Annotated in this window: 19 protein-coding genes; 16 read left to right on the top strand and 3 right to left on the bottom strand. The window is 36.1% G+C overall.

Annotated features, from left to right (window positions below):
- Nucleotides 1-29 precede the first annotated feature (29 nt).
- From cdaA to ACFCT9_RS06115, 5 genes are all read left to right on the top strand, one after another.
- Nucleotides 30-836, top strand: coding sequence for a diadenylate cyclase CdaA (gene cdaA, locus ACFCT9_RS06135; RefSeq protein WP_412521530.1), 807 nt, complete (start codon nucleotides 30-32; stop codon nucleotides 834-836).
- Between the two features lies 1 nt (nucleotide 837).
- Entirely contained in the window at nucleotides 838-1,770 is a 933-nt protein-coding gene (locus tag ACFCT9_RS06130) for a YbbR-like domain-containing protein (RefSeq protein ID WP_412521529.1), read from the top strand.
- A gap of 26 nt (nucleotides 1,771-1,796) precedes the next feature.
- Nucleotides 1,797-3,152 (top strand): phosphoglucosamine mutase, encoded by a 1,356-nt coding sequence (gene glmM, locus ACFCT9_RS06125; protein ID WP_412521528.1) that lies wholly within the window; start codon nucleotides 1,797-1,799, stop codon nucleotides 3,150-3,152.
- A gap of 678 nt (nucleotides 3,153-3,830) precedes the next feature.
- Nucleotides 3,831-5,636, top strand: coding sequence for a glutamine--fructose-6-phosphate transaminase (isomerizing) (gene glmS, locus ACFCT9_RS06120; protein ID WP_412521527.1), 1,806 nt, complete (start codon nucleotides 3,831-3,833; stop codon nucleotides 5,634-5,636).
- Between the two features lie 120 nt (nucleotides 5,637-5,756).
- Nucleotides 5,757-6,614, top strand: coding sequence for an HAD family hydrolase (locus tag ACFCT9_RS06115; protein ID WP_412521526.1), 858 nt, complete (start codon nucleotides 5,757-5,759; stop codon nucleotides 6,612-6,614).
- Between the two features lie 142 nt (nucleotides 6,615-6,756).
- Here the strand turns inward: ACFCT9_RS06115 and ACFCT9_RS06110 are convergent, their stop codons facing one another.
- Nucleotides 6,757-7,797: a hypothetical protein gene (locus ACFCT9_RS06110; protein ID WP_412521525.1), complete on the bottom strand. Its 1,041-nt coding sequence runs from the start codon at nucleotides 7,795-7,797 to the stop codon at nucleotides 6,757-6,759.
- Nucleotides 7,798-7,926: 129 nt separating this feature from the next.
- On the opposite strand from ACFCT9_RS06110, the gene ACFCT9_RS06105 reads away from it, so the two are divergent.
- Entirely contained in the window at nucleotides 7,927-8,661 is a 735-nt protein-coding gene (locus tag ACFCT9_RS06105; RefSeq protein ID WP_412521524.1) for a metallophosphoesterase family protein, read from the top strand.
- 90 nt (nucleotides 8,662-8,751) lie between these two features.
- Here the strand turns inward: ACFCT9_RS06105 and ACFCT9_RS06100 are convergent, their stop codons facing one another.
- Together ACFCT9_RS06100 and ACFCT9_RS06095 are read right to left on the bottom strand one after the other, a co-directional pair.
- Nucleotides 8,752-9,693, bottom strand: a complete 942-nt coding sequence (locus ACFCT9_RS06100) for a cation diffusion facilitator family transporter (RefSeq protein ID WP_412521523.1) — start codon at nucleotides 9,691-9,693, stop codon at nucleotides 8,752-8,754.
- A gap of 15 nt (nucleotides 9,694-9,708) precedes the next feature.
- Nucleotides 9,709-10,014 carry an ArsR/SmtB family transcription factor gene (locus tag ACFCT9_RS06095; RefSeq protein WP_412521522.1) on the bottom strand — a complete coding sequence of 102 codons (306 nt, stop codon included), beginning with the start codon at nucleotides 10,012-10,014 and terminating at the stop codon, nucleotides 9,709-9,711.
- Nucleotides 10,015-10,186: 172 nt separating this feature from the next.
- Here ACFCT9_RS06095 and ACFCT9_RS06090 point away from each other — a divergent pair, with 172 nt between their 5' ends.
- The 10 genes from ACFCT9_RS06090 (at nucleotide 10,187) to ACFCT9_RS06045 (ending at nucleotide 19,251) form a co-directional block, all read left to right on the top strand.
- On the top strand, nucleotides 10,187-10,849 hold the full coding sequence (locus tag ACFCT9_RS06090; protein ID WP_412521521.1) for an NAD(P)-binding oxidoreductase: 663 nt from the start codon (nucleotides 10,187-10,189) through the stop codon (nucleotides 10,847-10,849).
- A 113-nt stretch (nucleotides 10,850-10,962) separates the two neighbouring features.
- Entirely contained in the window at nucleotides 10,963-11,661 is a 699-nt protein-coding gene (locus ACFCT9_RS06085; RefSeq protein ID WP_412521520.1) for a FadR/GntR family transcriptional regulator, read from the top strand.
- 275 nt (nucleotides 11,662-11,936) lie between these two features.
- Entirely contained in the window at nucleotides 11,937-12,671 is a 735-nt protein-coding gene (locus ACFCT9_RS06080) for a (Fe-S)-binding protein (RefSeq protein WP_412521519.1), read from the top strand.
- 1 nt (nucleotide 12,672) lies between these two features.
- Nucleotides 12,673-14,109 carry a LutB/LldF family L-lactate oxidation iron-sulfur protein gene (locus tag ACFCT9_RS06075; RefSeq protein WP_412521518.1) on the top strand — a complete coding sequence of 479 codons (1,437 nt, stop codon included), beginning with the start codon at nucleotides 12,673-12,675 and terminating at the stop codon, nucleotides 14,107-14,109.
- A complete protein-coding gene (locus ACFCT9_RS06070; RefSeq protein ID WP_412521517.1) occupies nucleotides 14,109-14,801 on the top strand; it encodes a LutC/YkgG family protein in 693 nt (230 codons plus the stop codon). The genes ACFCT9_RS06075 and ACFCT9_RS06070 overlap by 1 nt, the downstream gene beginning before the upstream one ends.
- 510 nt (nucleotides 14,802-15,311) lie before the next feature.
- Nucleotides 15,312-16,250: a mannose-6-phosphate isomerase, class I gene (manA, locus tag ACFCT9_RS06065; RefSeq protein WP_412521516.1), complete on the top strand. Its 939-nt coding sequence runs from the start codon at nucleotides 15,312-15,314 to the stop codon at nucleotides 16,248-16,250.
- Between the two features lie 20 nt (nucleotides 16,251-16,270).
- A complete protein-coding gene (locus tag ACFCT9_RS06060; RefSeq protein WP_412521515.1) occupies nucleotides 16,271-16,501 on the top strand; it encodes a hypothetical protein in 231 nt (76 codons plus the stop codon).
- A gap of 139 nt (nucleotides 16,502-16,640) precedes the next feature.
- Nucleotides 16,641-18,017 (top strand): EVE domain-containing protein, encoded by a 1,377-nt coding sequence (locus tag ACFCT9_RS06055; protein ID WP_412521514.1) that lies wholly within the window; start codon nucleotides 16,641-16,643, stop codon nucleotides 18,015-18,017.
- Between the two features lie 124 nt (nucleotides 18,018-18,141).
- Nucleotides 18,142-18,540, top strand: coding sequence for a thiol-disulfide oxidoreductase DCC family protein (locus ACFCT9_RS06050; protein ID WP_412521513.1), 399 nt, complete (start codon nucleotides 18,142-18,144; stop codon nucleotides 18,538-18,540).
- Nucleotides 18,541-18,804: 264 nt separating this feature from the next.
- On the top strand, nucleotides 18,805-19,251 hold the full coding sequence (locus ACFCT9_RS06045) for a Dps family protein (RefSeq protein ID WP_412521512.1): 447 nt from the start codon (nucleotides 18,805-18,807) through the stop codon (nucleotides 19,249-19,251).
- Nucleotides 19,252-19,274: the final 23 nt, after the last annotated feature.

The raw sequence follows: 19,274 nt of genomic DNA, 5'->3' as shown, positions 1-19,274 counted from the left end.
ATTGTAATTAGGTTACCGGAGGAGATGCTATGAATTTTGGCGGCATTTTTGAAAATTTCAATACGGTAAAGTTAATAACAAGTGTATTAGACTTACTCATTGTCTGGTATGTGATTTATCTATTAATCACGGTATTTAAAGGGACTAAAGCAATTCAACTGCTCAAAGGGATTATTGTAATTGTAATCGGGCGTTGGGTCAGTGCTGCTTTAGACTTGACTACAACTGCGCGCTTGTTTGATATGGTGATTCAATGGGGGTTCTTAGCCATCATTGTAATCTTCCAACCAGAAATCAGACGTGCACTTGAGCAGTTAGGTAGAGGTAACCTGTTTAAACGCTATGTTGCGAATTCATCAGCAGATCAAGAAAAATTGATTAAAGCAGTTGGCGGAGCCGTACAATACATGGCTAAAAGAAGAATTGGTGCTCTTATAGTATTTGAGAAAAAGACCGGGCTTCAAGATTACATTGAAACAGGTATACCAATGGATTCTGATATCTCACAAGAGCTTTTGACAAACGTCTTTATTCCTAATACACCATTACATGATGGTGCAATGATCATTCAAGGAACAAAGATAGCAAGTGCTGCTTGTTATTTACCACTTTCTGATAGTTCTAAGATTTCAAAGAGTTTAGGAACAAGACACCGTGCTGCAGTAGGTATTTCAGAAGTTTCTGATGCATTTACCGCAGTCGTTTCTGAAGAAACAGGTTCTATATCTGTAACTTTTGATGGCAAACTGCGTAAAGACATCTCACTAGAAGTCTTTGAAGAATTATTAGCTGAACATTGGTTTGATACAAGACTTCCAAAGAAAGGCGTGAAGTAAAATGTTTGAGAGCAAATGGGGATTAAGATTTGTAGCATTTGTCTTAGCATTGGCTTTCTTTTTAACAGTGAACAATGTCTTTGGAGATATCTTTGGAACATCTAGCCTATCACAAACATCAACACGCACGATTTCGAATGTACCAGTAGAAGCTACATATAATAGTAAGAATTTATATGCGTCAGGCATACCTGACAGCGTAGATGTTCAAATTAAAGGTACGCAATCTAAAGTGTTGAAAGCAGAACAATCAGATGACATTAAAGTTGAGTTAGATTTAACGAAAACATCATTAGGGCGTCATAAAGTTCCTTATGTAATCAAAGGTTTAGATAATGAGGTAGAGGGTACTGTTAACCCTAAACAAGCGACTGTCAACTTAGAGAAAAAAGTAACTAAGATGATGACAGTAACGCCAGATGTCAGTGAACAGGAACTCAATCCAAACTATCAGATTAAAAATCAAACAGTGACACCTAAGAAAATGAAAGTGATAGGCGGACAACATCAAGTAGATAGTATTGCTTACTTAAAAGCAACTTTCAAAAATGATACAAGCATTAACGAAGATACGACAGACGTTGGTGAAATTGTAGCCTTTGATAAAAACTTGAAACGACTTGATGTGATTACGAAGCCAAGCACTGTTAATATAACTGTAGAGTTAGAACCTTACAGCAAGAAAGTAGATATTAAAAAGAAAGTTATCGGTAAATCAAATTCTAAGTTAAATGCTGATAATGTTAATTTGTCTAAAGAACAAATTGAAATTTTTGGAAATAGAGATGAGTTAAGTGATATCCATAGTGTTACAGCAGTAGTGGATTTAGCAGACTTTGAAAATTCAGATGAGGCTGCTGTGAAAATGGAGTTACCTGACAAAGTGAAAGATGCTGATGCGAGTGACATCAAAGCAACGATATCAGCGAAATAAATTAAGCATTAAAGGAGAATTTTGAAATGGGCAAATATTTTGGGACAGACGGCGTCAGAGGTGTAGCAAACGAAGAACTTACACCTGAACTGGCTTTTAAACTAGGTAGATATGGCGGCTATGTTTTAGCGCATAATGAAGACAAGAAACATCCACAAGTCCTTGTAGGACGCGATACACGTGTTTCTGGGGAAATGTTGGAATTTGCGTTAATCGCAGGTTTAATTTCTATCGGTGCTGAGGTCATGCGTTTAGGCGTTATTTCTACACCAGGTGTGGCATACTTAACAAAAGAAATGGATGCAGACTTAGGTGTTATGATTTCAGCTTCACATAACCCAGTCGCAGATAACGGAATCAAATTCTTCGGTTCAGATGGTTTCAAATTATCTGATGATCAAGAAAAAGAAATTGAAACATTATTAGATGAAGAAAATCCTGAATTACCACGTCCAATCGGAAATGAAATTGTTCAGTATTCGGACTACTTCGAAGGTACGCAAAAATATTTAAGCTATTTAAAATCAACTGTAGATGTTAATTTTGAAGGTTTAAAAATTGCTTTAGATGGAGCAAATGGTTCTACATCACAACTTGCACCATTCTTATTCGGCGATTTAGAAGCAGATACAGAAGTTATCGGTTGCAGCCCAGATGGCTACAACATCAATGATGGTGTAGGTTCTACACATCCAGAAGCTTTAGCAAAAACAGTTGTTGAAACTGAAAGTGACTTCGGTTTAGCTTTTGATGGTGACGGTGACCGTTTAATCGCTGTCGATGAAAAAGGTAATATCGTAGATGGTGACCAAATCATGTTCATTATTGGACAAGAAATGGCGAAAAACCAAGAATTGAATGATAACATGATTGTTTCAACTGTAATGAGTAACTTAGGTTTCTACAAAGCATTAGAAGCAGAAGGTATTAAATCTAATAAAACTAAAGTTGGCGATCGTTACGTTGTAGAAGAAATGCGCAGAGGCAACTATAACCTTGGCGGTGAACAATCAGGTCACATCGTATTGATGGACTATAATACAACAGGTGATGGTTTATTAACAGGTGTGCAATTAGCAGCTGTTGTGAAATTAACAGGCAAACCATTAAGCGAACTTGCTGAACAAATGAAAAAATACCCACAATCATTAATCAACGTGCGTGTGACAGACAAATACGCGGTAACAGATAATGCGGATGTTAAAGCAGAGATGGACCGTGTAGAAGCTGACATGAACGGTGAAGGACGTATTTTAGTTCGACCTTCAGGTACTGAACCATTAGTACGTGTCATGGTAGAGGCATCAACTGATGAAAAAGCAGAAAGCTATGCACAACAAATCGCAGACGTTGTAAAAGAAAAAATGGGCTTAAATGAATAATTAACATTTTGAACTGAGACTGATATATAAGTCTCAGTTCTTTTTTTAAGAATAAGCTTAGCGTTATCAATATTTATTAGTAAAACCTTTTAAAATTTAAGTGTGTTTATACTTATTATAAGAAGAAACATAATTTAAAAGTGCAAAAAATGTCATTTACATAAAAAAACTGGGTGTAAGCGGATACAGTACAGGAAAATAGTTGCATTTATAAAATCACTCATTGTAAAATACTTATATTACGTGTAAAAGGAGGGCAGAACGGTTAAATCATAATTATAGCGCCCGTACAATGACAAGCTGGCATTTGCGTGGATTTATATCTTAGAGCAGAAGATATAATAGCAAGCAAGACTTTTAATTGTCGACGAGGAAGACAGTGATCGGATTATCGGCGGATGCTGTCTCGGTTATGGTCAGTCGTAAGTTTACAGGGGAAAACACTGAGGTGACTCGGTGCACAAAGTTTGTAAACAGACCAAAGTTTATATTTTTTTGACGGTACTCACACAAGGGGATTAGTATGTCAATTTTTATAGGGTTCAAGTGAGAAGGAACGCTATAAAGTGAATTTTGACGACATCAATTTATATTCGATACTAAAAATTTAATATGAAACGAAAAGATTCCCCCGTGAAAAGGGTAACCGTTGGAATAAGAATACGGAGGAATTGAATTATGTGTGGAATTGTAGGATATATCGGATATGATAATGCGAAGGAAGTATTATTAAAAGGCTTAGAGAAATTAGAATACAGAGGTTATGACTCTGCAGGTATTGCATTAGTGAACGATGAAGGTACAAAGGTATTTAAAGAAAAAGGCCGTATTGCAGACTTAAGAAATATCGCTGACAGCAGTGATGTAGATGGTACAGTAGGTATTGGACATACACGTTGGGCGACACATGGTGTGCCGAACTATGAAAACTCTCATCCGCATCAATCAGCATCTAAACGCTTTACATTAGTACACAACGGCGTCATTGAAAACTATGAAGAATTACGTGATCAATACGTTTCAGATGTAAAATTTGTATCAGAAACAGATACAGAAGTCATCGTACAATTAATAGAACATTTCTCAAATGAAGGTTTAGCTACAGAAGAAGCCTTCACTAAAGTCGTAAAATTATTACATGGTTCATATGCCTTAGCATTATTAGACGAAGAAGATCGAGATACAATTTATGTGGCTAAAAATAAATCACCATTATTAATCGGTGTAGGCGAAAAATTCAACGTTGTAGCATCTGATGCTTTAGCAATGTTGCAAGTGACAAACCAATATAAAGAAATTCATGACCATGAAATTGTAATCGTTAAACGTGATTCAGTTGAAATCAAAGACTTAGACGGCAACGTACAAGAACGTGATACGTATACAGCTGAAATTGATGCATCAGACGCTGAAAAAGGTGTTTATGATCATTACATGTTAAAAGAAATCCATGAACAACCTGCAGTAATGCGTCGTATCATTCAAGAGTATCAAGATGATAACGGCGACTTGAAAATGGATAACGCGATTATTGATGAAGTTGCACAAGCTGACCGCATCTACATCATCGCAGCAGGTACAAGTTACCACGCTGGTTTAGTAGGTAAAGAATTTATTGAAAAATGGGCAGGTGTTCCAACTGAAGTACACGTTGCTTCTGAATTCGTATATAACACACCATTATTATCTGAAAAACCATTATTCATTTATATTTCACAATCAGGTGAAACAGCAGACAGCCGTGCTGTATTAGTTGAAATGAAAAAACGTGGCCATAAAGCATTAACAGTAACAAACGTACCAGGTTCTACGCTTTCACGTGAAGCGGACCATACGCTATTATTACATGCTGGTCCAGAAATCGCAGTTGCTTCTACAAAAGCATATACAGCGCAAATTGCGGTACTTGCTATCTTGTCTCAAATCGTAGCAAAACGTCACGGAAAAGAAGAAACAGTAGATTTATTACAAGAACTTGCGAAAGTTGCAAATGGGATGGAAGCAATCGTAGATGATGCTGAATATATGGAACAAATTGCGAAAGATTTCTTAGCAACAACACGCAATGCTTTCTTTATCGGTCGTACAATAGACTATAATGTCAGCTTAGAAGGTGCATTGAAATTAAAAGAAATTTCATATATTCAAGCAGAAGGATTTGCCGGTGGTGAATTAAAACACGGTACCATCGCATTAATTGAAGATCAAACACCTGTCATTGCTTTAGCAACACAAGAAAATGTAAATCTTTCAATTCGCGGTAACGTGAAAGAAGTTGCTGCACGTGGTGCACATACATGCATTATCTCTATGGACGGTTTAAACAAAGCAGGAGACACATATGTGATTCCTCAAGTTAATGAATTATTAACACCGCTTGTTTCAGTTGTTCCATTACAATTAATCGCATACTATGCTGCATTACACCGTGATTTAGATGTGGACAAACCACGTAACTTAGCGAAATCAGTAACAGTAGAATAATGAATTTTAACGAAACTGTCATTCTCTTTGCAGAGTGGCAGTTTTTTGTTTGCTGAAAGTTGCGAAATTAGTTTGAAAATGCCATAATCAAGGCGATAACAACTACTTGGAGGAAGAGTAATGGATAATGTACAAGCGATATTCTTAGATATGGATGGTACGATTTTACAAGAAAACAATAGAGTATCAGATAAAACAACAGAAACAATCAAACAATTACGTCAAAAAGGCTATAAAGTCTTTATTGCGACAGGACGTTCATTTGATGAGATTGAACATTTAACACCGGATAACTTTGAAATAGATGGAGTGATTTCTTCTAATGGGACTAGAGGAGACGCAGAAGGTGAAACAATTTTTGAACATAGTCTGACGTTCGAAGCGGTCAGTGAAATTGTTGAAAATGCGAAAGCACAACATATTTATTATGAAGTCTTCCCATTTAGCGGGAATCGTATGATTTTAAATGAGGACCGTGACTGGATTGAAGCAACTTGTGAAGGAGATACACCGCCAAACAATGTCGGTATCAGTGAATGGAACTCTCGTAAACATGCATTAAATGGTAACGTAAACTGGGTAGATACATTACCTCAAACACAATTCTCTAAGATTTATATGTTTACACCAGATTTAGAGAAGATCACGAAATTCAGAGAGCATTTAGTTGATGAACAACAAGCATTAGCAATTACAGTTTCTAACTCATCGCGTTTCAATGCGGAAACAATGGCTGAAGGTATCGATAAAGGTACAGGAATTAAAGAAATGATTGAACATTTTAATATTCCGCAAACCGATACACTTGTGATTGGTGATAGTGATAATGATCGTTCAATGTTTGCGTTTGGTCATTATACAGTCGCAATGAAAAACGCACGCCCAGAAATTCAAGCACTGACAAAAGATGTTACATCCTATACAAACGATGAAGATGGTGCAGCACGTTATTTAGAATCAAACCTTTTGAATCAATAAATAGAAAAAGCGTCTGAAGGAGTATGTAATAACACTGCCTTCAGACGCTTTCTGTATATTATTTTTTAAACTCATCTGAACGTTCATCAATTTCTTTCTTCTTTGATTGTAAGTGATCAAAGGTAGTATCTTGATAAAGTTCTTAATCGTTTTCATTTGTATTGTCTTTCGTTTTTGTTTCTTTATCTGTTGGTTCTGTTTCTTTCTTTGGTGTTGCTGTTTCTTCTTGTTTTTCTTGTTCTGCTTTAGCTTGTTGTTTGCGTTGTTGACGTGACGGTGCACGGTGAGGCAGAATATCATCAGTCACATTACTGAAGAATGCGATAATCGCATTAACGTTTAAGTAATAAACTAAAATACGAACGATAATGACAATGATAAGCAATGTTGTTGTGATAATACCTGCCATATTTTGAGAAATATTTCTAGTTGAGAATGTCACAAGTTGAGAAACAGGTGTTGATAGAATAATAACGATTAAGTCTAATACGACAAGGCCAAGTAAAAGCTTGAACCAAGAGTGATGTTTGTTTTTCATAGATTTAAAAGCGTGTTTAACATCTTGGAATGCACCGGCCTGACGGTTTTTAAAGTATGCGACTGTATAGGCAATCATGATGTAAGTAAATGTCCAAATGAAGAATGATAACACAATCGCTAATAGTGTTAACGCGACAAGTTGAACAGCGATGTATACACCGATATGTTCCATAAAGTAGCTTTGTCCGCTTCTCAACAATGATCCAATACCTAAAGTAAATAATTGTGTAATTAAGTAACGGACCAGACTAAGTATCGCGATAAAGAGTAAAGTAAATAATGCCAATTTAACAGCTTTTAAATAACTTCCTTTTTTAAATGCTTCTAAAGCATCAAGGATACTTACTTTTTCTTTATGGATACCTTTATAGATAATATTGATTGCACCTGCAGCCAGGTGGTAACCAGCAAAGATAAAGAAAGCTAATGGTATAATCAGACTGATAATCACCGGAATTAGAATTTGCGGTGACATGGATTGATACATCATAGCCATAACAAACATTGAAATGCTTTGTTGTAGCGGTTGTAATGTCAATCCAGTCAGTAATAGAAAGACAATAAATGTTAGAATACTAAAAAGAGCTATTTTAACATTTTGCGGTTTTGCGTTTTGTATTGCATGTTTATGAAATTTAAACAATGGCTTAGCACTCCTTTGATATGATATAAACACAATATCAAAAAAATGCTTTGTTTCAAATTAAAAAATCATGATTTTAAGCAAAATGTAATGTTTTGTTTCATTATAAACTTTAATGAGGGTGATAATATGAAATTTGCAGTATTTACGGATGTCCACGGTAATATGGACGCGCTAGCAACTGTCTTAAGAGATATCGATAGAAGAGGGGACATTGATCACATTTATAACTTGGGCGATATCATCGGTATCGGTCATAATACAAATGAAGTTTTAGGTATGGTGACATCACGAGATGATATTACTTCTATAGCAGGTAACCATGATGAAGCCATCATGTCAGTCATCAATCAAACACCATATCCAGAAGACTTAAAAGATAAATTTTATGAACACCATCATTGGATCGCTGAACATTTAAATCCGCAGTATTATGATTATTTAAATCAATTGCCAAGAACGTTCAACTTAGAAGTGTTCAGTCAAAAAGTGTTAGGTATTCATTATGAGATTGAAAATATGATGTTAGAGCAACCGATTGATAAAGTACCATTCAGTCCCATTGTAGAACCGACAGCTTCACATATGGCCCATTTATTTAAAGATAAAGATGCAGATTTAATCTTATTCGGTCATAACCACACACTGCATCATTTTATTTATGAAGATGTGGCTTACTTCAATCCTGGTTCAGTCGGCTTGAACCGTGCGCCTTATACAGTGTATGGCATTGTGACGATTACACCAGATGAATTTAATATTGAGCATGTGAGAGTTGTTTACGATAATACACGTTTCATTGACGGCTTCGAACAAAAAGAAGTTCCAGGTCAACAATTAATCTTTGATAAATTCATTCAATAATCCGTTGTCAAAATTAAATCTACGCAAAAAACGACGTATCAGATAATTTTCTGATGCGTCGTTTTGGTTTGAATTGAACTATTCGTTTATTCAGCTAGTGACAACATGCGAACATAATGTTTCACGGCTATGTTCATTTTGATTAGATTCTAGTTGAATCGTCATATGATGGACATTCAATGCGTTGAGTTGATGTTCAATGCGTTTAAGCAACGCTTCACATTCTCTAATAGATAATGTATCACTCACAACTGCATGACAACTGAATGCATTTAAATCATTTGAAATGGTCCATATATGACAATCATGGACATTTTGAACTTCTTTTTCAGCACGTACTGTTTCTACGACTTGATCAATATCGATATCTTTAGGTGTACCTTCCATTAAGATATTAAGCGAATCTTTAATTAAGCCATAACTGCTTTTAAGCAGTAATAACGATACCAGCATACTTGCGATAGGATCAGCAATTGTAAAATGGAAAGCCCAAATTAAAATAGCAGCAACAATCGCACCGAATGAGCCAAGCAAATCACCTAAGACATGTAAAAATGCGCCACGCATATTAATATTATGTTTCGTATCACTGCCCCGTAACATCATCCAAGCGACGATAATGTTTACGATTAAACCAATTACACTGATGACAAACATTTCGGTAGAAAGCACTTCAGGAGGTGCCGCAAATCTTCTGATTGCTTCTATCATTATGCCGATACTGATAACAAGTAATAAGACCCCATTAAATAATGCAGCTAAGATTTCAAATCGTTTATAACCAAAGGTCATGTGCACAGTCGCATGACGTTCTGCATATTTAAAGGCGAATAATGCTAATCCTAAAGAAAAGGCATCACTCAGCATATGGACCCCATCAGATAAAAGGGCTAAGCTGTTCGCAAAGAAACCGCCGATTAATTCGATAATCATAAATGATGCGATAATCATAAATGAAAAGGCTAAGACACGTTTGTTGTCGGTATGCACATGATGATGGTGATGATGTGCATGTTCATGAGAATGATTCATTGTATTACTTCCTTCCTAATCAACCGGATGCTCTGCATGATGGATGGCTTGTGACAGTAAAGTCACCACATGTTGATCATCAAGCATATAAATTTTAGATTGACCTTGACGTTGATCTTTCACTAATTCCGCATGACGCAAAACCTTTAATTGATGTGACACATTAGATTGTGAGAGGTTAAGCGTATGGCTGATGTGGCCAACACTGCAAGGTCCTTGTTCAAGTAAATGCATAATTCGGATACGATTGGGTTCACTTAAAGCTTTGAAAATGTCCGTCACTTGTGCAAGTGTACGGCCGCTTAATTCTTGGTGTGACATGCCTTTCACTCCTCTTATTAATATATGAACATGTATTCATATATAATGTACATCGGAAAGATTGATAAGTCAATATCAAGGATAAAAAGAGTGTTTGTTTGCTAAAATCAGCAATAGGGAAAAGTGATATATCTATAAAATGAACAGAAATAAATGATGAGGAGTGAAGTAATTGAGTATTTTATTCTTAGGTGCGAATGGCGGCGTTGGCCATTTTGCAGTTCAACAGTTAAAAGAAGCTGATCAAGAGGTAACTGCTGCATATCGTAAAGAAGAACAAGTGCAAAAAGCGCAAGAGGAAGGCTTTAATGCTGAACTTGTCGATGTTGAGAAAGATTCAATTGATGATCTTGCGCAGAAATTCAAAGACTTTGACCAAGTTGTCTTCTCTGTTGGTTCAGGCGGCAGTACAGGTGACGATAAAACCATCATCATTGATTTAGATGGTGCTGTTAAAGCGATTGAAGCAAGTAAACAAGCAGGTGTGAAACATTTTGTGATGGTATCCACATTTGATTCACGTCGTGAAGCGTTTGACAGTGTACCGGAATTAAAACCTTATACGATTGCGAAACATTATGCGGATAATCACCTGCGTGATTCTGGCTTACACTATACCATCGTGCATCCAGGTGCATTATTAGATGAAGCAGGTACAGGCAAAGTGAAAGTAGAAGGACAATTAGAAGAAGCGGGCAGTATAGCACGTGAAGATGTGGCATCTGTCTTAGTTGAAGTTGTAACACAAGAACAATTCCAAGGCGGAGAGTTCCAAGTTGTCAATGGTAATGAAGCCATTGAAAGTGCATTAACTAAGTATTATCAAAATAAATAAGCAGCAATATCTATTTTTGTTTAGAAGGTCTTTAATGGCCTTCTTTTTTCTTATCGTAACTTCTCCAGAGTTTGTTATAATTAAGTAGATAAAATTATGGGGGTCAAAGGTCGATGAAAATTTCTAAAACAAAGATATATGAAAAAATTGCCGACATCTTGTTAGAACAAATTAAATCTGGTGAATATGCTGTCGGGGACAAATTGCCTTCCATACAAGCGTTAGCGAAAGATTATGGTGTCAGTGTGGCTTCTGTACGCGAAGCCTTTAATGCGTTACGTACAATCGGTGTCATTGAAATCAAACAAGGTTATGGAACGTTTGTGACGAAAAGAGAACCTGTGTTTTTTGATTTGAATGAATCTAGTTTGACACGTAAACAGATTGAAGATTTATTAGAATTACGTGAAGTTGTTGAATTAGCTACTGTACAAAAAGCAGCTGTACATAGAACAGAAGAGGATTTAGAAGCACTGACTTCTGCATTGCAATTGATGCGAAAAGCGGTGGGTGATGGAACGTCAGGTGAAGCGGCGGATTTAAAATTCCATTTAGCCATTGCCAGAGCTGCTGACAATGATATGTTGTTTGATTTATTGAATAATATTTCTGACGTGATTCAAGAAACTATGAAAGAAACACGCAGAGTTTATCTATTTGATAAAGAGAAAGCATTGCTTCGCTTATATGAAGAACATCAGAAGATTTATCAAGCTATCAATCAAAAGGATGAAGCTAAAGCGATGCAGCAAATGCGCGCGCATTTAGAAGAAGTACGTGATACGATTTTGCAAAATATTCAACAAAAGTAATCATTTCAACAAGTCTCAAAATAGGGACTTGTTTTTATTTTGCCTAAGAACAGTTATCAAATATAAAAAAGTTTGAACAAATTGTTAAACATCTGATGACTAGATGTTTAAATAGCGCTATAATGTACGAGTAATCGTTTCTTGTCTTAATCTAAACAGTAATCGTTGTGGGGATGATTGCTGCTGTTTTCGTGATTAAGTCACTAGAAATCATTAAATTTGAATAGGGCAAATACGTTCACGTATGATGCGCGAGCGGGGAAAGGGTGTAAAATATGAAAGTCAGTTTATTCTCAACTTGTTTAGTTGAAGCCTTCCATACACGCATTGGTGTTGCGACAGTGGAATTGCTTGAAAGACTTGGTTGTGAAGTAGATTATCCAACTGCACAAGTATGTTGCGGACAACCAGCTTATAACTCAGGTTATTTTGATGATGCAAGACAATCAGCTAAACAAATGATTAAAGCATTTAAAGATTCAGACTATGTGGTCGCTCCATCTGGTTCTTGTATTACGATGTTCAAACATTACCCAAGTTTATTTGAAGAAGATCCAGTGATGCATAAAGCAGCCGTAGCATTAGCGGATAAATCTTATGAACTTACACAATTTATCGTTAATGTCTTAGGTGTGACAGATGTAGGTGCTTCATTAAAAGGTAAAGCAACGATTCATCCATCTTGTCATATCACACGTGTTTTAGGTGTTGTAGATGAACCTAAAGAATTATTAAGCCATGTGAAAGGTTTAGAATTAGTTGAATTACCGCAATATTATAATTGCTGCGGTTTCGGCGGTACATTTGCAGTCAAAATGTCAGATGTCTCAAGTGAAATGGTTGATGAAAAAGCACATTGTGTTGATGAAACAGGTGCAGATTACTTAATCGGTGCAGATGCCAGCTGTTTAATGAATATTGAAGGTCGTTTAAAACGTATCAACAGTAAAGTAAAAGTGCTTCATATTGCTGAAGTATTAAATCATCAACTTGAAGGGGCGGTGCATTAAGATGGGTATGCGTATCGGAGAAAAAACATTCAAAGAAGCATTCAAAGTTGAGAAGCAAAATAAATTTATGCGCGGTGCGGTAAGTTCAGCACAAGATGGTCTAAGAGTTAAAAAGCTCAAAGCACAAGAAGAGCTTGGCAACTGGGAAGAATGGCGTCAACTTTCTGCTGAAATTCGTCAACATACATTAGAAAATTTAGATTACTACTTGAATCAATTATCTGAAAATGTTGCCAAACTAGGCGGTCATGTTTACTTCGCAGAAACTAAAGAAGAAGCATCTAATTATATTGCTGAAGTTGTTAAAAAGAAAAATGCGAAAAAAATCGTAAAATCTAAATCAATGGTTACTGAAGAAATCAATATGAACCATGTCTTACAAGATACTGGTGCAGAAGTGGTTGAAACAGACTTAGGTGAATACTTACTACAAATTGATGAAGAAGATCCGCCATCACATATCGTAGCGCCTGCATTGCATAAAAACCGTGGCCAAATCCGTCGCGTTTTAAATGCGAAAGAAGGCTATGAAGGTACAGATGATCCAACAGAAATGGCACGTTTTGTACGTAAAATTATGCGCGAAAAATTCTTAGCAGCAGAAGTTGGTATCACAGGATGCAACTTTGCGGTTGCTGACAGCGGCAGCTTCTGTTTAGTCACAAATGAAGGTAACGCACGTATGTCTACAACAGTACCTAAAACTCAAATTACGGTTATGGGTATGGAACGTATCGTCCCATCATTTAAAGAAATGGAAGTTTTAGTCGGCATGTTGTCACGTAGTGCGGTGGGTCAAAAATTACCAAGTTACGTAACAACTTTAACTGGTCCACGTGGAGAAGGCGAAATCGACGGACCAGAAGAATTCCATTTAGTCATTGTTGATAACGGTCGTTCAACTATTCTAGGTACACAATTCCAAGAAATTTTACAATGTATCCGCTGTGGTGCATGTATGAACGTTTGCCCTGTATATCGTCATTCAGGCGGTCACAGTTATGGTTCTATTTATCCTGGTCCAGTGGGTGCAGTTTTATCACCATTACTTGGCGGTTATGAAGAATATGGTCAATTACCATATGCCTCTTCACTTTGTGCAGCATGTTCAGAAGCTTGTCCGGTAAAAATTCCACTTCATGATTTATTATTAAAACATCGTCAAGTTGAAGCGGAAGAACTTAAAAAATCAGCATTAGGCGAACGTCTGGTAATGAAAGGATTCGGTATCGGAACAACGAAACCGCAATTATTCCAATACAGTATTAAAATGGCAGGTCCGGCGCTTAAACCGTTTGCGAATAAAGACGGCTGGGTAGAAAAAGGTCCTAAACCATTACATGCTTGGACACAATCCAGAGATTTCCCAACACCTGAAAAAGAACGTTTCAATCACTGGATGAAAGAACATTTGAAACAGAAAGAGGGTAATCACTAATGACTGGTTCAGTTTCTAATAAAGACAAATTCCTAGCAAATATCCAAAATGCCTTAGAACGTAAAACACCTGAGAAAGTTATCAAACCTGAATGGTCAGTACAGCCGCAATATAAAACATTAAGTGATTTATCACAAGATGAACTTGTAGACCATTTAGAACAAGAATGTAAAAACATTCATACAGCATTCTTGAAAACAACGACTGCACAGTTAAACGATACATTGAAAGAAACAATCGAACAGTTTGGCGGCAATCCAGTTGTTCGTTTTGATGATCCACGCTTTGATCAATACAATGTAGATTTAAGTGCGTTTAAAACCACTGTATGGGATGAAGCACACCCAGAAGAAAGTAAATTAGCAGCGCAAACTGCACAAGTAGGTATTACGTTCAGTGATTATTGTTTAAGCGAAAGCGGCACAATTGTCTTATTCTCAGGCAAAGGACGCGGTCGTGCAGTCAGCTTAATGCCTGAAACGTATATTGCGATTGTTCCTAAATCTACAATCGTTCCAAGATTTACTCAAGCCGCAGACGGCTTATTCGATAAAAACCAAGAAGATACACGCTTCCCATCATGTGTAAACTTCATTACAGGACCTTCAAACTCTGCAGATATCGAAATGAACTTAGTTGTAGGGGTTCACGGTCCAGTCAAAGCAGCTTATATTGTTGTAGAAGATATCTAAATATATTTTGTATAGAAATGGTAAAATCCCTGAATCATAGATTGAATGAAATGATTCAGGGATTTTCTGTATTTAAAAAGACCTAAGCTTTTCCAGGGCTTAGGTCCTTATGCAAATTTTTTTATCAGTGTGAGCTGCATCAGCAACTCGTTCGATATTAATCATTTTTATTACCTTATGTAGCATATGTTAAGGTACTATTAACATACTTCTATTATAAAGGGTAAGAGATAGCCAACACAAGCAATAATTAATAGAAAATGTAGATTTAATAGTGAAAATGATAAATCGTTTCAAAAGTATTAAAAGTAATGTGAAAAAAACATATACTGAGTGAAATTTTGATGAGTAAGTTTTGTAAAAAAATTATGGATACTACCACCCAGAACAAAATATTGTTATAATATGCTAGATAACGCTAACATGAATGAAGCCCACAAGAATTCAGAAAAACAGATTTTGATACATAGTAGACACGGTTTGAAAAAGTAGCGGAGGTGGAAAGTTTCAATGCCATTGTTTTTAGACCCGATTTTTAAAGAGAGAATTTGGGGGAGTCATCACTTATCAAATTATGGTTATGCATTACCTGAAACAGATATTGGAGAAATATGGACAGTTTCTGCGCATCCACATGGTGACAGTGTCATCTCAAATGGTCCATTCAAAGGTCAAACACTCAGTCAGGTTTGGCAAACAAATAAAGAATTATTCGGTGATTTTCCAAGTGCGCAATTTCCCTTAATGGTTAAAATGATTGATGCACAAGAAGCTTTATCGGTACAAGTACACCCAGACACAGCATACGCTTATGAACATGAAGATGGTGATTTCGGCAAAAAGGAATGCTGGTTTATTATTGAAGCGGATGATGATGCTGAAATTATTTATGGTTTGAATACTGAGTCTAAAGATGATTTTGTAGAGGCTTTAGATCAAGGTAAACACCAAGATTTATTTAAACATATCCCAGTACAAGCAGGAGACTTTTTCTATGTGCCGAATGGTATTGTTCATGCGATTGGCAAAGGATTACTCGTGTATGAAGTGACACAAGCTTCAGATGTCACATATCGCATTTATGATTATGATCGTGTAGATGTTGATGGAAGACCGCGTGAAATGCATATTGAGAAAGCTAAAGATGTGGTTGAAGTACGCGAAGATAGCCCAAATGTGATTCCTGAATCAGAAATTATCGAGAATCATAAACGTACGACTTACATTGCACATGAAGCATTTACAGTAGTGAAATGGGAAATCACAGGAACGTTAAATTACATGAAACCTAGAGAGTTTTGTTTAGTCACAGTCATCGATGGTGAAGGGCAGTTGATTACAGATGGCGATGTTTATGAGATTGCCTCAGGCAGCAATTTTATTTTGACATCCGAGGATTTAGATAACATCTTTGAAGGTGACTTAACTGTTATGATTACGTATGTTTAAAGAAATAGAGGTGTAGCAGCATGCGAAAGTTTTTATACATTACTTTAATCTGCGGTATATTATCTGGTGCAGGTGTATTCATGAATTTTCCTAAGTATCCTAACTTATTGATTCCGGCTGGATTTTCTATTTTAGGGATATTATGTGTTTTCATCACAATACCAGATAAACAAACAAGCAATATGTTGAAATTAGGCGGATTTTTAATCAATTTCATGCCGTTGATGGCTATTTTATTCATGCCAAGATAATGAGTTTAACTTGTATCGTAAATAGGCATTTGATATAAATAGCTAGAATGAGATTTGCAATATAGGATTGAAGCGAACAGCTGTGAAATGCGTATATTGCACTTAAATTAATTTATTGATGAAGAAGGAGCAGTATAAAATGAGTGAAGAAACAAACTATTTCTGGCTGAACTGCGGTTATAATCGTTGGAACCATAATGAACCTTTAGTGGGCCAGACAACATTGTTTGAATCAGGGGCACAATTCAATCCTACGCAGGGTTTTAGAGCATTTAAAAAAGCAAAACCAGGCGATAAAGTAATCTTTTATCAAGTTCAAACAGATGCAGGTCTGCTTGGAAGCGGTGAAATCATCAGTGTCCAAACAGGTGCACAACATAAAATCCGCGTACAATTTCGTTTGACTGAGGCTTTAAAACCGTTAACTGCAGATTATTTAAAACGCAGTGAACAATTAGAGTTTCGTATCAATAACATGAAAGAGACATTGTTCAACCAAATCGCCAAAGAAGAGTTTGAGTTGATTGAACAACTTGGTAAAGGGACAACACAAGTACCAAGATATTTCTTCTTAGCTGAATCCAAAGAGTTTGAACCAGGAGAAACTTACACACTCTTTACACATACATTTAATGGGATTAAACGAAATGGCTATCATTATTACACACAACTTGAAATCGGTGACAAGCTTGTCTTTTACAACCGCAATGCAGATCATTCTGTTGTTGGTTTAGGTGAAGTGACACATCATATTCGTGAATTGCCGCCGATTCAAGGCCGTACGAACAGTACCGCAATTGAAGTGCGTTATGATGAAGATATTAATCCAGTAAACTTAGCAACTTTAAATAAGCACCCGAGATTGAAAAACTTGTATTACTTACAAGAAAATGCGAAACAAGCTATCGCCAGCATGTCTCAAGCACAATTTGACGCAATTCTTGAAATGAGTCGTAATGATAGTGTGAAGCCGCAATTTGAAGCGATTAAAAAAGACGATGCTGTTCAACAGACAGATGATGAAATCAAACCTTTCATCTTGTTGGTCATTCAAGATAAAGATCGTGCAGAAGGCTTAAAAGCTGCAGAAAATCTTTTACAAAAAACCAATGCGAAACCGGTTATAACAACTGGACATCCTGATTTCACTGAAGATATGCTGTATGGTAAATACTTACCAAATGAAGCAGGGGCATTGTATTATCGAGAAGGTTTCATTACAGAGTTGATGCCGAGAACTGATAGAAGTTATTTAGTCATCGATAATTTCAACCGTATCGATCCAGATATCTTCCAAACATATATCAATGTATTAGAAGGGTATGAGGTCACATTGCCACGCTATAATCGTGATGGTTCTATGGTTAGATGGTCACGCGATAAAGATTCCTTCTATCACTTCAATCCAAACTGGCATATTATCGGTGTCACATATGATGATTTAGAAACGATTAAACAAAAATACTCTGAACAATTCTTAAAATATGCACGAATTGTCAAAGTCAATCATGAATAATGATGCTATGAGTCTTAGAGGGTTATACCCTATCTAAGACTTTTTTTAATGAAAAATTATGGATCTACGAATACGGGTATTCTATATAATATATGGAAAAACAGACCGAAAGGAGCATGAGGACATGCCAATTATTTATTATGATGCAAACTGTGTATATTGCTATAACTATGCAATCTGGTTAATCAGACACGGTTTATCTAAACGCTATGAATTTGCGACATTAAAAGGAGAAGCAGGTCAAGAACTAGAACGCAGAAACCCAGGTATTTTAAAAATGAATACCGTCGTACTTCAAGAAGGGGAACATCTTTATTTCAAGTCTACAGCGATTGCCAAACTCTTGATGTCATTAACAGAAGATAAATGGATGGGCATACTGTTGACGCTTGTACCGAAACCTTTACGTAATTTCGGTTATGATTTATTCGCAAATAATCGTGACAAAATGTGGCATGCAGAATGGCAAACACCCACAGATTATGAGCGTTCATTCTTTATTGAAATGCCAAAGCATATTTAATTGAGAATGACATTTAAAATGAATAATTCATTAGTCTATACCAAAAATGGTTGTGAAAGAAATTAAAAGCACAGTGCAGAAGGATTTATCATGTGTTATAAGCTTTTAAGAAGGGTAAAATAATAAAGTGAGCAATAACGACATCTTTACTCCGTAGTTTATAATAATTTTAAATTAGGAGAGAAATAGCTTTACAGATTAGAATGGTTATAATATAATAATTATTACAAAGAGAGAAATGACAATCTAAAGGAGCGATTTTTTATGGCAAATAAACAAGATGTAGTAAGTGTATTAAATGAACAAGTAGCTAACTGGACAGTATTATATACTAAAATTCACAACTTCCATTGGTTTGTGAAAGGCCCTCATTTCTTCTCATTACACGTAAAATTCGAAGAATTATATAATGAAGCAAGTGTGCATATTGACGAATTAGCAGAACGTATTTTAGCAATCGGCGGCAGCCCAGTTGCAACATTAAAAGAAAGCTTAGATGTTGCGATTGTTGATGAAGCAGCATCAGAAAAATCTGCTGACGATATGGTTCAATCTATTTCTAAAGACTTCACTAGCATTTCTGAACAACTTGAAAAAGCAATCGGTGTTGCTGGAGATGCAGAAGATGATGTATCACAAGATATGTTAATCGCATTACAAACTTCAGTTGATAAACACAACTGGATGTTCCAATCATTCTTAGGAAAATAAGCATCGATCAGCTAAACAACAAT

This window comes from Staphylococcus simulans (assembly GCF_047037175.1).
GTDB classification, from domain to species: domain Bacteria; phylum Bacillota; class Bacilli; order Staphylococcales; family Staphylococcaceae; genus Staphylococcus; species Staphylococcus simulans_C.
This window is presented reverse-complemented; position numbering and strand designations above follow the sequence as displayed.